Annotated in this window: 7 protein-coding genes, 1 pseudogene and 1 riboswitch; of the genes and pseudogenes, 3 read left to right on the forward strand and 5 right to left on the reverse strand. The window is 74.1% G+C overall.

Annotated elements, in window-relative coordinates:
* Positions 1–160: 160 nt before the first annotated feature.
* Positions 161–514 carry a hypothetical protein gene (locus OG553_RS05860; RefSeq protein WP_405977955.1) on the forward strand — a complete coding sequence of 118 codons (354 nt, stop codon included), beginning with the start codon at positions 161–163 and terminating at the stop codon, positions 512–514.
* Positions 515–574: 60 nt separating this feature from the next.
* On the opposite strand, the gene OG553_RS05865 is transcribed toward OG553_RS05860, so the two are convergent.
* From OG553_RS05865 to OG553_RS05875, 3 genes are read right to left on the reverse strand one after another with little or no spacing between them, the layout of a single operon-like run.
* Positions 575–2,083: a precorrin-2 C(20)-methyltransferase gene (locus OG553_RS05865; RefSeq protein WP_405977956.1), complete on the reverse strand. Its 1,509-nt coding sequence runs from the start codon at positions 2,081–2,083 to the stop codon at positions 575–577.
* Positions 2,080–2,727 (reverse strand): precorrin-8X methylmutase, encoded by a 648-nt coding sequence (locus tag OG553_RS05870; RefSeq protein WP_405977957.1) that lies wholly within the window; start codon positions 2,725–2,727, stop codon positions 2,080–2,082. Before OG553_RS05870 ends, OG553_RS05865 begins: the two co-directional genes overlap by 4 nt.
* A gap of 4 nt (positions 2,728–2,731) precedes the next feature.
* Positions 2,732–4,003: a cobalamin biosynthesis protein CobG gene (locus OG553_RS05875; protein WP_405982970.1), complete on the reverse strand. Its 1,272-nt coding sequence runs from the start codon at positions 4,001–4,003 to the stop codon at positions 2,732–2,734.
* Between the two features lie 323 nt (positions 4,004–4,326).
* A riboswitch (cobalamin riboswitch) is annotated at positions 4,327–4,485 on the forward strand.
* A 30-nt stretch (positions 4,486–4,515) separates the two neighbouring features.
* On the opposite strand from OG553_RS05875, the gene cobN reads away from it, so the two are divergent.
* Positions 4,516–8,136, forward strand: a complete 3,621-nt coding sequence (gene cobN / locus OG553_RS05880) for a cobaltochelatase subunit CobN (protein ID WP_405977958.1) — start codon at positions 4,516–4,518, stop codon at positions 8,134–8,136.
* A gap of 245 nt (positions 8,137–8,381) precedes the next feature.
* Positions 8,382–10,586, forward strand: a pseudogene (locus OG553_RS05885) (germacradienol/geosmin synthase); the annotation flags it as partial.
* A gap of 5 nt (positions 10,587–10,591) precedes the next feature.
* Here OG553_RS05885 and OG553_RS05890 read toward each other — a convergent pair.
* On the reverse strand, positions 10,592–11,830 hold the full coding sequence (locus OG553_RS05890) for a GNAT family N-acetyltransferase (protein WP_405977959.1): 1,239 nt from the start codon (positions 11,828–11,830) through the stop codon (positions 10,592–10,594).
* A gap of 115 nt (positions 11,831–11,945) precedes the next feature.
* Positions 11,946–13,211, reverse strand: coding sequence for a YncE family protein (locus tag OG553_RS05895; protein ID WP_405977960.1), 1,266 nt, complete (start codon positions 13,209–13,211; stop codon positions 11,946–11,948).
* Positions 13,212–13,264 lie beyond the last annotated feature (53 nt).

The following is a 13,264-nucleotide window of genomic DNA, read 5'->3' on the forward strand; positions in this document are numbered from 1 at the left end:
GCCTCTTCGTATACCCACTCGCTCCCCGCTGCCGTAGGTTCTGCCCCTGTACCCGCACCCGGCACGCCGAACCACGCCGCAGGGGCCGTCTCCCGACGACCCCTGCGACGGGTTCCGCCGTCATGCCCGGTGATTCCGCACAGCACACGAGAGGGAGCACATGAACAAGCGCGCATTTGCAGTTGTCGCCGCGTCCGTCATCGCGGCGTCCGCGTTCGCCGTCCCGGCCGCGAGTGCCAGTACGAGCGGTGCCACCGGCTGCTGGAGCGCCAACGTCAGCCGGGCCGAGGGCCACGGCTGGGCCCAGGTCTGCGACTCGGGGAACGGGTCCAGCGCCTCGGGCTGGATCCAGGACGACAAGGCCGACGGCCGCTGCCCGTGGATCCGCTTCAAGACGGCGGACGGTTACAGCGTCGGCAGCCCGCGCGTCGGACCCAAGGGGGCCAGGAAGGACTTCAGCCTGGGCACCAGCACGCGCATCGTCAGCTTCAGCGTCGAGTACGACAACTGCTGACGGCCCGGCCGGTGTGCGGCCCCGGGGTTCTCCCCCGGGGCCGCACCCGTGTTCGGCCGCTCACGCGTAGCGGCGCGGCGTCCACGTCACGCGCGAGCCGTCGGGCCGGCGCGTGACCTGGGTCTGCGAGGAGCCGATGAGCAGGATCGTGCGCATGTCCACCTCGGACGGCTCCAGTTCGGCGAGCGTCAGCACCCGCACCGACTGCTCCGGGCCGCCCACGTCCCGTGCCACGACCACCGGCGTCTGCGGGGCGCGCAGCTCCAGCAGCAGGTCCTTGGCCTTGGCGACCTGCCAGGTCCGGCTGCGCGAGCCCGGGTTGTACAGGGCGAGCACCAGGTCGGCGGCGGCGGCCGCGCGCAGCCGCTCCGCGATGACCTCCCACGGCTTGAGCCGGTCGGACAGCGAGATGGTGGCGTAGTCGTGGCCCAGCGGGGCCCCGGCCGCGGCGGCCGCCGCGTTGGCGGCGGTCACGCCCGGCAGCACCCGTACGGGGACGTCCTCGTACGGGGCCTGCCCGGCCACCTCCAGGACGGCGGTGGCCATGGCGAACACCCCGGGGTCGCCGCCGGAGACCACGGCCACCCGCTTGCCGCGCCGGGCGAGGTCGAGGGCGAACTCGGCCCGCTCGGACTCCACCTTGTTGTCGGAGCCGTGCCGCACCTGGCCCGGCTTGACCGGGACCCGGTCCAGGTAGGTGGTGTAGCCGACGAGGACCTCCGCGTCGGCCAGCGCCCGCCGGGTCTCCGGGGTCAGCCACAGCGGCCCCGCGGGGCCGGTGCCGACGACCGCGACCTCGCCGGGGCCGGAGGGCACGCTGCCCGGATTCCCGATCCGGCTGGGCACGACGGCGACGGCGAAGTACGGGACGCTGTCCGGGTCGGTGTCCGCCAGGACCCCGGTCCGCTCCCCCTCCATCGTGGCGCGCTCCACGTAGCGGGCCTCGGCGAGCCGGCCGCTGCCCTCCATCGCCCGCCGGACGGCGGGGAAGGTACGGCCGAGCTTCATCACGACGGCCGAGTCGGTGGCGGCGAGGCGTGCGGTGAGCTCCTCCTCGGGCAGGGTGCCGGGGAGGATCGTCAGCACCTCCTCGCCCTCCACGAGCGGGGTGCCGAGCCGGGCGGCGGCGGCGCTCACGGAGGTGACGCCGGGGATCACCTCGGCCTCGTACCGGTCCGCGAGCCGCTTGTGCATGTGCATGTACGAGCCGTAGAAGAGCGGGTCGCCCTCCGCGAGGACGGCGACGGTGCGGCCGGCGTCCAGGTGGGCGGCCAGCCGGGCGGCGGAGGCCTCGTAGAACTCCTCCATGGCGCCCTGGTAGCCGCCGGGGTGGTCGGTGGTCTCGGTGGTGACCGGATAGACCAGCGGTTCCTCGACGTGGTCGGAGCGCAGGTGCTTCGCGGCGATCGAGCGGGCGATGGAGCGGCCGTGGCGGGCGCTGTGGTAGGCGACGACGTCCGCCTCGGCGATCACCTCGACGGCCCGCAGGGTCATCAGGGAGGGGTCGCCGGGGCCGAGCCCGACACCGTAGAGCTTGCCCCTGGGGTCCTGGTCCTGACGGTCGCTCATTCTTCCTCGCTCGCGATCGCGTTGATCGCGGCGGCCGCGATGGCGCTGCCGCCGCGCCGGCCCCGCACGATCAGGTGGTCGAGGCCGGAGGGGTGGGCGGCGAGGGCGTCCTTGGACTCGGCGGCGCCGATGAAGCCCACGGGCACGCCGATGACGGCGGCGGGGCGCGGCGCGCCCTCCTCGATCATCTCCAGCAGCCGGAACAGGGCGGTCGGCGCGTTGCCGACGGCGATCACGGAGTTCTCCAGCAGGCCCCGGTCGCGCCAGACCTCAAGGGCGGCGGCGCTGCGCGTGGTGCCCATCTTCGCGGCGAGGGCGGGCACGGCCGGGTCGGAGAGGGTGCAGACCACCTCGTTGCCGGCGGGCAGCCGCTTGCGGGTGACGCCGCTTGCGACCATCTGGACGTCGCACAGGATCGGGGCGCCGGCGTGCAGGGCGGCACGGGCCCGCAGGACGACGTCGGGGGTGTAGCCGAGGTCCTGGGGGAGGTCGGTCATGCCACAGGCGTGAATCATGCGCACCGCGACCTGGGCGACCGAGGCGGGCAGCCCGGAGAGGTCCGCCTCGGCGCGGATCGTGGCAAAGGACTGGCGGTAGATCGCGGCGCCGTCCTTCTCGTACTCGAACACGGTGTACTCGCTCATTTCTTCACTGCGATGCGGGTGTTGTGGTGGTGCGTGCGGCCGTGAGGGCGGCCGCCAGGTCTGCGAAGGGGGTGGGCCGGCCGTCGAGTTCGTACCCGTCGGGGGTGGCGACGAGGTCCAGCCAGGCGGTGCCGCGCGGGTGCCCGCACCGTCGGGCGCAGCCGGACCAGTGCACGGGCAGCGCGACCGCGGCACCGTCCTTCGTTACGACGGCACGCGCGTCGGCGCGCACGTCCGCGAGGGACTTGGCGCAACCGGGCTTTCCCGTACAGGCGGTGACGGTCTGCCAGGGTTCACCGGGGCGGGTCACCAGTCCGGCCTCCGCCAGCCGGGCGGCGCCGTCGACGGGCCCCGGGGTCCCCGCGCCCGGCAGGACGACACTGCGCCACGGGGTGACGCGCAGCCCTCCGCCGGCGGCTTCGGCGACCTCGGCCAGCAGCCGCCACTGGGCGGAGCCGAGCCGGCCGAGCGGGGGCAGCACGCACAGCGCGTCGCCGTGCACCCCGGGCCGGGCCGGTTCCGCGTACGGCCACGCCACCTCGGGCAGGCGCTCGGCGCCGACCCCGGCGGCGGCCAGCCGCCGGGCGAACTCCCCGCCGTCCAGGGCGTGTCCGTCGGGCAGCTCGGCGACCCGCCAGGCCCGCGTCCCGGCCGCGTCGGCGGCGTCGAGGAAGTACTCGGCGGCCAGCAGGGCCGCCCGGGGCGCGTCGGCCGCGGCCACCTCCACGGCCCCGGCCGCGGCTCCGAGCCGCACCAGCACCCGGTCACCGCCGCCGAGCAGGGTCACGTCGGGGTCGAGGGCGGCAACGTCCCCGCGCCCGTCGTCGAGGGCGAACAGGAACCGTCCGGACAGGCCCGTCGCGCGGGCGCTGCCGCACAGGAGCCGGTCGAGCTCCCGGACCCGGTCCACGAGGCGGGGCCCGCCCAGCGGGGAGGCCACGACGTTGCGGACCCGCTCGTGTCCGGGCGCGGGCAGTAGCCCGGCGCCGTCGAGCAGCTCGGCGAGGCCGGCGCCGCAGCCGTCGGCGAGGCCGCGCAGCTGGACGTTGCCGCGCGAGGTGAGTTCCAGGTGCCCGTCCCCGAACCGGTCCGCGGCGAGCCCGAGCACGGAGGCCTGGGCGGTGGTGAGCAGCCCGCCGGGGATCCGGACGCGCGCCAGGTACCCGTCGTCGGCGGCATGCAGCCGCAGCGCGCCGGGGCAGGCGTCGCCGCGGTCGCGTATGGCGGGTTTGTCCCGCGATGCGGCGGAGGGGGGCTGGGGCATGGCCGCGAGCATACCCACGATTCCCCACCCCGGACCTGTGTCCGTCACCACCCCAACCAGCGGATCCACCCCGCCCGGCTGCCCCCGCCCCACTACCAGCACCCGGAACACCGGCGCCCCGACCGGACCCGGGCCGCAGCCCCGACGGGGCCCGGCGCCACAGCCCGACGCGGGCCCGGGGCACGGGCCCGGAGCGCGGCCCCGGAGCGGGTCCGGGGCGGAGCCCCGGGGGAAGGGGCGAAGGGCGGGGCGGGGAGCAAGCCGCGCAGCGACACCCCACCCGCCCCAGCGGCACCACCCCGCCCACCCCCACTCCCGGCCAGGGGAAAGGCCCCCTAAGATGACCTTCCGACGGACCGTTCGGCCCGTCATCGCCGAGGACGGCGACATGGGAGGAAGCCCGGTGCGATTCCGGCGCGGTCCCGCCACTGTGAACCCCGCGGAGCGATCGGCCGGGTGAGTCAGGAACTCCCGCCGTCCTCACTGCCCGGGGCGCGGAAACCCCGAGGAAGGCCTGCCGCCGCATGATCCTGCTGCTGTCGACGTCCGACACCGATCTGCTCAGCGCCCGCGCCGCGAACGTCGGCGGCGGCCCCGTGCCGTACCGGTTCGCGAACCCCTCCCGCCTCCCCCTGGACGACCTGCCCGGCATGCTCGACGGGGTCGGGCTGGTCGTCGTACGCCTCCTCGGCGGGCTCCGCGCCTGGCAGGAGGGCCTCGACGTGCTCCTCGCCGCCGGCCAGACCCGCCCGGTGGTCGTGCTGACCGGCGAACAGGCCCCCGACGCGCAGCTGATGGAGGCCTCCACGGTCCCGATCGGCATCGCGGCCGAGGCACACCGCTACCTCGCGCACGGCGGCCCGGCCAACCTCGACCAGCTGGCCCGCTTCCTCTCCGACACCGTGCTCCTCACCGGCCACGGCTTCGAGCCCGCCGCCGCCTCCCCCACCTGGGGCGCCCTGGAGCGGACCCCCGCGCAGGCCTCCGGCCCGCAGGTCGCGGTGCTGTACTACCGCGCGCACCAGATGAGCGGCAACACCTCCTTCGTGCACGCCCTCTGCGACGCCATCGAGGCCAAGGGCGGGCAGCCGCTCCCCCTCTACGTGTCCTCCCTGCGCACCCCGGAGCCGGAGCTCCTCCAGGCCCTGTCCTCCGCCGACGCGATCGTCACCACGGTGCTGGCCGCAGGCGGCACCCGTCCCGCCACCGCCTCCGCCGGCGGGGACGACGAGTCCTGGGACGCGGGCGCGCTGGCCGGGCTGGGCGTGCCGATCCTCCAGGCGCTCTGCCTGACGGGCTCGCGGGGCAACTGGGAGGAGAACGACGAGGGCCTGTCGCCGCTCGACGCCGCCACCCAGGTCGCCGTCCCGGAGTTCGACGGCCGTCTGATCACCGTCCCGTTCTCCTTCAAGGAGATCGACGAGGACGGCCTGCCCGCGTACGTGGCCGACCCCGAGCGGGCCGCCCGCGTCGCCGGCATCGCGGTGCGCCACGCCCGCCTGCGCCACATCGAGCGCCGCGACAAGAAGATCGCCCTCGTCCTGTCCGCGTACCCGACCAAGCACTCCCGCATCGGCAACGCCGTCGGCCTGGACACCCCGGCCAGCGCCGTCGAGCTGCTGCGCACCCTGATCGCGCAGGGCTACGACTTCGGCCCCACGGCGGAGATCCCCGGTCTGGTCTCCGGCGACGGCGACGAGCTGATCCGCGCCCTGATCGAGGCCGGCGGCCACGACCAGGACTGGCTGACCGAGGAGCAGCTGGCCCGCAACCCGGTCCGCATCCCGGCCGCCGACTACCGGCGCTGGTTCGCCGAGCTGCCCGCGGACCTCCGCGAGAGCGTCGAGGAGCACTGGGGCGAGGCCCCGGGCAACATGTTCGTGGACCGTTCCTCGAACCCGGACGGCGACATCGTCCTCGCGGCCCTGCGCCGCGGGAACCTGCTCATCCTCATCCAGCCGCCGCGCGGCTTCGGCGAGAACCCGATCGCGATCTACCACGACCCGGACCTGCCGCCCTCGCACCACTACCTGGCGGCGTACCGCTGGATCCAGGCGGCGGCCGAGGACGGCGGCTTCGGCGCCGACGCGATGATCCACCTCGGCAAGCACGGCAACCTGGAGTGGCTGCCGGGCAAGAACGCGGGCCTCTCGGCGTCCTGCGCCCCGGACGCGGCCCTCGGCGACCTGCCCCTCGTCTACCCGTTCCTGGTGAACGACCCGGGTGAGGGCACGCAGGCCAAGCGCCGCGTGCACGCGACCCTCGTCGACCACCTGGTGCCGCCGATGGCCCGCGCGGAGTCGTACGGCGACATCGCGCGCCTGGAGCAGCACCTGGACGAGTACGCCCAGATCAGCTCCATGGACCCGTCGAAGCTCCCGGCGATCCGCGCCCAGATCTGGACGCTGATCCAGGCGGCGAAGCTCGACCACGACCTGGGCCTGGACGAGCGCCCGGACGACGACGGCTTCGACGACTTCCTGCTGCACGTCGACGGCTGGCTGTGCGAGGTCAAGGACGCCCAGATCCGCGACGGCCTGCACGTCCTCGGCGGCGCCCCGACCGGTGAGGCCCGGGTGAACCTGGTCCTCTCGATCCTCCGAGCCCGTCAGATCTGGGGCGGTACCGCCGCCCTGCCCGGCCTGCGCGAGGCCCTCGGCCTCGACGAGTCGGCGGCGACGCGCACCTCCGCGGACGCGGTCGAGGAGACGGCCCGCGCGCTGGTCCAGGCGATGGAGGACGCGGACTGGTCCCGCGACGCGGTCGCCCCGGTCGCGGCCGGGCACCCCGCCGAGGTCGCCGACGTGCTGGCCTTCGCGGCCGACGAGGTCGTCCCCCGCCTGGCCGGCACCACGGACGAGATCGCCCACGTCGTCCGCGCCCTCGACGGCGGGTTCGTCCCGGCCGGCCCGTCGGGCTCCCCGCTGCGCGGCCTGGTCAACGTCCTCCCGACGGGCCGCAACTTCTACTCGGTCGACCCGAAGGCCGTGCCCTCCCGGCTGGCCTGGGAGACGGGCCAGGCCCTCGCGGACTCGCTCCTCGCCCGCTACCGCGCCGACCACGACGACGAGTGGCCGGCCTCGGTGGGCCTGTCCCTGTGGGGCACGAGCGCGATGCGCACGGCCGGCGACGACGTGGCCGAGGCCCTCGCCCTGCTCGGCGTCCGCCCGGTCTGGGACGAGGCCTCGCGCCGCGTCACCGGCATCGAGGCGATCCCCCCGGCCGAGCTCGGGCGCCCCCGCATCGACGTGACCCTGCGCATCTCGGGCTTCTTCCGCGACGCGTTCCCGCACGTCATCGGCCTCCTGGACGACGCGGTCCGGCTGGCGGCCTCGCTGGACGAGCCCGAGGCGGACAACTACGTCCGGGCGCACGCCCAGGCGGACCTGGCCGTGCACGGCGACGAGCGCAAGGCCACCACCCGCATCTTCGGCTCCCGTCCGGGCACCTACGGGGCGGGCATCCTCCAGCTGATCGACTCCCGCGACTGGCGCACGGACGCCGACCTGGCGGAGGTCTACACGGTCTGGGGCGGCTACGCGTACGGCCGCGGCCTGGAGGGCCGTCCGGCGCGCACCGAGATGGAGACCGCGTACAAGCGCATCACGGTCGCCGCGAAGAACACGGACACCCGCGAGCACGACATCGCCGACTCCGACGACTACTTCCAGTACCACGGCGGCATGGTGGCCACCGTCCGCGCCCTGCGCGGCACGGCTCCCGAGGCGTACATCGGCGACTCCACCCGCCCGGAGACGGTCAAGACCCGCACCCTGGTCGAGGAGACCTCCCGCGTCTTCCGGGCCCGCGTGGTCAACCCCAAGTGGATCGAGGCGATGCGCCGCCACGGCTACAAGGGCGCCTTCGAACTGGCGGCGACGGTCGACTACCTCTTCGGCTACGACGCCACGACGGGCGTGGTCGCGGACTGGATGTACGACAAGCTCACCGAGACGTACGTCCTCGACCCGGCCAACCGCGCCTTCCTGGAAGAGGCCAACCCCTGGGCCCTGCACGGCATCGCGGAACGCCTCCTGGAGGCCGAGTCGCGCGGCATGTGGGAGAAGCCGGACCCGCAGGTCCTGGAGGCCCTGCGCCAGGTCTACCTGGACACGGAGGGCAACCTGGAGGGCGAAGCCGAGTAGGCGGCCCCTCCCCGGCACACCGGACGGCCCGGCCCCGCCCCCCTCGTCGACGGGGGTGCGGGGCCGGGCCGTCCGCCGTTCGGCGCCCCCGAAACCGGCGGGGCCGCCGCCGCACACCAGTCCGACCGTCACCTGAAGCGGTGAACTCCCCCTTGTCCGGGCGACGCCGGGGGTAGGGCAGTGCTGATCTCGTGCGGGGGCCGGAACGCCGTGCCCCCGCACCTTGACGAAAGGCCGGCCCCGCAGTGACGCAGCCGTTCCGACTGCCGGAGTTCTACGTGCCGTACCCGGCGCGGCTAAACCCCCACCTGGAGGAGGCGAGGACCCGCAGCAAGCGGTGGGCCCGGTCCTTCGGGATGCTGGAGGGGTCCGGGGTCTGGGAGGAGTCGGACCTCGACTCGCACGACTACGCGCTGCTGTGCTCGTACACGCACCCCGACTGCGACGCCGACGCGCTGTCCCTGGTCACCGACTGGTACGTGTGGGTCTTCTTCTTCGACGACCACTTCCTGGAGACGTTCAAGCGCTCCCAGGACCGGACCGGCGCCCGCGCCTACCTCGACCGGCTGCCCGCCTTCATGCCGACGGACCCGGCGGAAGGTTTCCCCGAACCCACCAACCCCGTGGAGGCCGGGCTCGCCGACCTGTGGGCGCGTACGGTCCCGGCCATGTCGGCGGACTGGCGGGAACGGTTCTCCCTCTCCACCAAGAACCTGCTCGACGAGTCCATGTGGGAGCTCGCCAACATCGGCATCGGCCGGGTCGCGAACCCCCTCGAATACATCGAGATGCGCCGCAAGGTCGGCGGCGCGCCCTGGTCGGCCGGCCTGGTCGAGTACGTGGCCGCCGAAGTGCCGGCGCGGGTGGCGCACTCGCGGCCGCTGGGCGTCCTGCGCGACGCCTTCTCGGACGCGGTGCACGTCCGGAACGACATCTTCTCCTACCAGCGCGAGGTGGAGGACGAGGGCGAACTCTCCAACGCCGTCCTGGTGCTGGAGACCTTCCTCGGGTGCACCACCCAGCAGGCCGCCGAGATCTCAAACGACCTCGTCACCTCACGCCTCCAGCAGTTCGAGCAGACCGCGCTCACCGAACTCCCCCGCCTCTTCGCCGAACGCGCCCTGACCCCGGGCGAGATCGCCGCCGTGCTCGCCTACACCAAGGGGCTGCAGGACTGGCAGTCCGGCGGCCACGAATGGCACATGGCCTCCAGCCGCTACATGAACGAGGAGGCCGCCGCCCGCCGCCCGGCCCCGTCCCTCCTCCCCTCGGAGCCCGGCACCAGCACCTTCGACCTGCGCTCCGCCTTCACCCGCCGCTCGATGGAACTGCGCCGCCGGTCCTTCGGCCACGTCCCCCACCAGCAGACCGGCCCGCTGCTCCTCCCCGACATCCGCATGCCCTACGAGCTGCGCCTGAGCCCGCACCTGGAGCACGCCCGCGAGGGTTCGCTGTCGTGGTCGCGGCGGATGGGGCTGCTGGAGGCCCAGCCCGGGGACCCGGGGTCCGCGATCTGGGACGAACGGAAGGTGGCCGGGTACGACTTCGCGCTCTGCTCGGCCGCCATCGCCCCCGCCGCGACCGCCGACGAGCTGCTGCTCAGCGCCTGCTGGCTGACCTGGGGGACGTACGCGGACGACTACTACCCCGTGGTGTTCGGGCGGACCGGGGACATCGCGGCCGCCAGGGCGGCCACGGCACGGCTGGTCGCGATGATGCCGCCGGAGGCCGGCGGAGCAGTGCCGGCGCCGGTGACCGTGCTGGAGCGGTCCCTCGCCGACCTGTGGGCGCGCACCGTCCCCGGCATGGGCGCGGCCACCCGCGCCGAGTTCCGGGCGACGATGGTCGAGATGCTGGAGAGCTGGGTGTGGGAGGTGGAGAACCGGTTCCACAGCCGTGTCCCGGACCCGGTGGACTACGCCGAGATGCGCCGGCTCACTTTCGGCTCCCGGATGACCATGTACATGTGCCGCCTGGGGCAGGAGGGACGTGGCATCCCCGACGAGGTCTACCGGTCCGGCACCATCCGGTCGCTGGAGAACGCGGCGGCCGACGCCGGCTGTCTCGTGAACGACATCTTCTCCTACCGCAAGGAGATCGAGTTCGAGGGCGAGGTGCACAACCACGTCCTCGTCACGCGGAACTTCTTCGACATCGGCTACCCCGAGGCCCTGCACATCTGCCACTCCCTGCTGGAGCGGCGCGTCGAGGAGTTCGAGCACATCGCCGCCGACCGGCTGCCCGTGTTCTGCGACGACCGGCGGCTCGACGCCGGGGCGCGGGCCGGGCTCGACGCGTACGTCGGCGGGCTCCGGGACTGGCTTTCCGGGGTCCTGCACTGGCACCGGACGACCCGCCGCTACCGCGACGAGGACCTCCACCAGCCGGCCGACGCCCTGTCCACCGCCGTGCTGGGCAGCGGCTTCGGCATGGCGGCGGCACGGATCCCGGGGCGTCAGAACTCGTCGGACGTGTGCGGCAGCGGGCCGGTGCGCAGCGCCGCGTCGAGGGCGGCCGCCGCGCCGGGCCTGTGCTCGGCGACCAGCCCGGCGGCGACGAGCTCCTCCACCCGGGTCCCGCCCAGGTAGCAGGCGGCCAGCTCCCGTACGTCCAGGGACAGGTCGGGTTCGGCGCGGGCGGTCTCGTACGTCGCCCCGCCGGGCCCGGCCTTGAGGCGGTACCGGCCGGCGTTCGCGGGCAGGCGCACGTCGGACAGTTCGAGTACGAGTTCCACGGGCGCGGCCCACGCCCGCCCGGTCAGCGCCGTCCGTACGTCGACCAGCCGCAGCCACAGCGCCGGGTACTGGGCGGTGACCCTGACCTGGTCCCGGTCGGCGGCGAAGTGCAGCAGCGGGTCGTCCAGGGGGCGGCCCCACGCGGACACCTTGCCGGTGAGGTCGAGGGAGGCCAGGCACTGCCACAGCGCGGCGGCGACGGCCGGGGTCTCGGCCTCCAGTTCGTCGACGCGGACGAGGCCGGGGCTGCGGGCGGGCGGCGCCGCGTCGTCCTCGTGCTTGGTGCGGTAGAGGACGTAGCCCGCCACGGGTTCCCCCGGTTCCCCGAGGGCGATGATCCTGGGCGGGCCGAGTTCCTCGTCCTCCTCGTCCTGTTCGCAGAGCCATTCCCCGGTCCAGCGTTCCGCGCTCCGGCTCGGCCGGCCGGCCCGGGTCCTCCGGGCGGCCTCGTGGAAGGGGGCGATGACGGTGAGGGCCTCTTCCGGGTCGACCAGCCGCAGCGGGCGGGGGTCGGGGGCGATGCGCAGGGCCAGGGGGCGGGTGGAGTCGATCTCGATGGTGGCGCCCTGGGTGGCGGGGCCGTAGCCGAAGCGGCCGTAGATGGCGGCCTCGGAGGCCCACAGGACGGCGAGGGGGCTGCCGTCGGCTCCGGCGCGGCGCAGTTGTTCGTCCATGAGGGCGGTCAGGACGCCCCGGCGGCGGTGGGTGGGGGCGACGGAGACGAAGGTGAGGCCGGGGCAGGTGAGGTCGGTGCCGCCGGGGACGGAGAGGCGGAAGGGGTGGGCGGCCATGAAGCCGACCAGGGCTTCGCCCTCGTAGGCGCCGAGGCGGGCGCAGCGGGTGAGCAGGGAGTGGTGCCGCTCGCGCGTCTCCGGTTCCGGGCGGTCGTGGAAGACCAGGTAGGCGAGCTCCTGAGCGCGGTCGATGTCGGCTTCGGGTACCTCGCGGATGTCCACCATGATCCGGAGACTAATCGGTCATCGCGGACTGCTCACACCATATTGGCCGGATCTGCCCGTCCGGCCGGTCCCGTTGCCGGGTCCGGCCGGTTTCCGGGCCGGTGGCCACGGGCCTTCAGCGGCTGCCGGGGCCGCTCCAGCCGGCCGGGACGTGACCGATTCGTACCCGTTGGGGGTGGTCGCCGACGGGGACGGAGACGCGCTTGGTCCCGGTGGCGAAGTCGATGGCGGTGACCCGGTCGGCGCCGCTCTCGGAGATGACGCAGGCGGTTCCGTCGCCGTTGACGGTGGCCCAGTAGGGCTTGGCGGCGGGGACGAGGGGCCCTTCGGCGAGGGTGGCGCGGTCGACGACGGTCGCGTAGTCGTCCATGGTGCCGGCGACGCAGAGCTTGCTCCCGTCGGGGCTCATGGACATGCCGTGGTGGCGGGAGTCGTTGACCCACTTGGTGCGGTCGGCGGGGGTGGCGGGGTTCTCGGGGAGGGTCTTGACGCGGGTGATGCGGTCGGAGGGGACGTCGTACTCGACGAACCCGTTGAAGAAGGAGACCTGGAAGTAGAGCTTCGACTCGTCGGGGCTGAAGGAGACCGGCCGTACGGCGTCGGAGAGGTCGCCCCGGCCGAAGGCGTCGAGGCGTTCGCGCATGTCGATGACGCGGACGGTGCGGAAGGTCCCGGTGTCGACGACGGTGATCTTCCGGTCGCCCTTGGTCCAGTCGAGCCAGGGCGCGTCGAGGGCGGAGGTGACGTCGCCGATGGCGCTGTTCCAGAGGTGGCGGCCGCCGTCGGTGAAGGTGTTCTCGTGCGGTTTGTCGCCGGTGGTGAAGGATCCGGTCTGCCGGCCGGTGGCGATGTCGAGGACGTGGACGGTGTTCGCGGTGGAGGCGGAGACGGCGACGCGGGTGCCGTCGGGCGAGACGGCCATGTGGTCGGAGCGGTAACCGGCGACCGGGAAGCGCCAGTTGATCCGCCCGGTGCGGAGGTCGATGGAGACGACGTCGGCGAAGCTGGGGCGGGAGACCACGACGGCGGAGCCGTCGGGGGTGGTGTACATGTCGTCGACGAACTGGTCGTGGCCCTCGCCCGCCGTGGCCCGGACGCCGAGGAAGAAGCCGAGCTTGACCGGGTTGAGGTAGATCTCGCGGAGCCGTTCCTCCTTGTCGGGGACGACGTTGACGCGGCCCACGCGGGCGAGGTCGCCGGTGGAGGCGAGGACGTCGGCGGTGCCCTCCCAGTTGTTGCCGACGAAGAGCACCTCGCGCAGGCCGCCGTCCGGCGGGGTCGCGGCCTGCGAGGCGGGGCCGAGGGCGGCGGCGAGGCCCGCGAGCGCCAGGGCGCACGTCAGGCGGAGGGCGCGTGCGGGGGTGTGGCCGGTCCGGGACATCCGCTCAACTCCGATACGGGGAAGCGCTGTTACCGGCCGGTAAAATAGGCGGG

The organism is Streptomyces sp. NBC_00158 (assembly GCF_045160885.1).
Taxonomy (GTDB): Bacteria; Actinomycetota; Actinomycetes; order Streptomycetales; family Streptomycetaceae; genus Streptomyces.

Excerpts from the sequence above, each read along its gene's own strand:
- OG553_RS05870 (WP_405977957.1), bottom strand. The coding sequence starts at position 2,727 with ATGAGCGAGTACACCGTGTTCGAGTACGAGAAGGACGGCGCCGCGATC.
- OG553_RS05865 (WP_405977956.1), bottom strand. The coding sequence starts at position 2,083 with ATGAGCGACCGTCAGGACCAGGACCCCAGGGGCAAGCTCTACGGTGTC.
- cobN (WP_405977958.1), top strand. The coding sequence starts at position 4,516 with ATGATCCTGCTGCTGTCGACGTCCGACACCGATCTGCTCAGCGCCCGC.
- OG553_RS05860 (WP_405977955.1), top strand. The coding sequence starts at position 161 with ATGAACAAGCGCGCATTTGCAGTTGTCGCCGCGTCCGTCATCGCGGCG.
- OG553_RS05895 (WP_405977960.1), bottom strand. The coding sequence starts at position 13,211 with ATGTCCCGGACCGGCCACACCCCCGCACGCGCCCTCCGCCTGACGTGC.
- OG553_RS05890 (WP_405977959.1), bottom strand. The coding sequence starts at position 11,830 with ATGGTGGACATCCGCGAGGTACCCGAAGCCGACATCGACCGCGCTCAG.
- OG553_RS05875 (WP_405982970.1), bottom strand. The coding sequence starts at position 4,003 with ATGCTCGCGGCCATGCCCCAGCCCCCCTCCGCCGCATCGCGGGACAAA.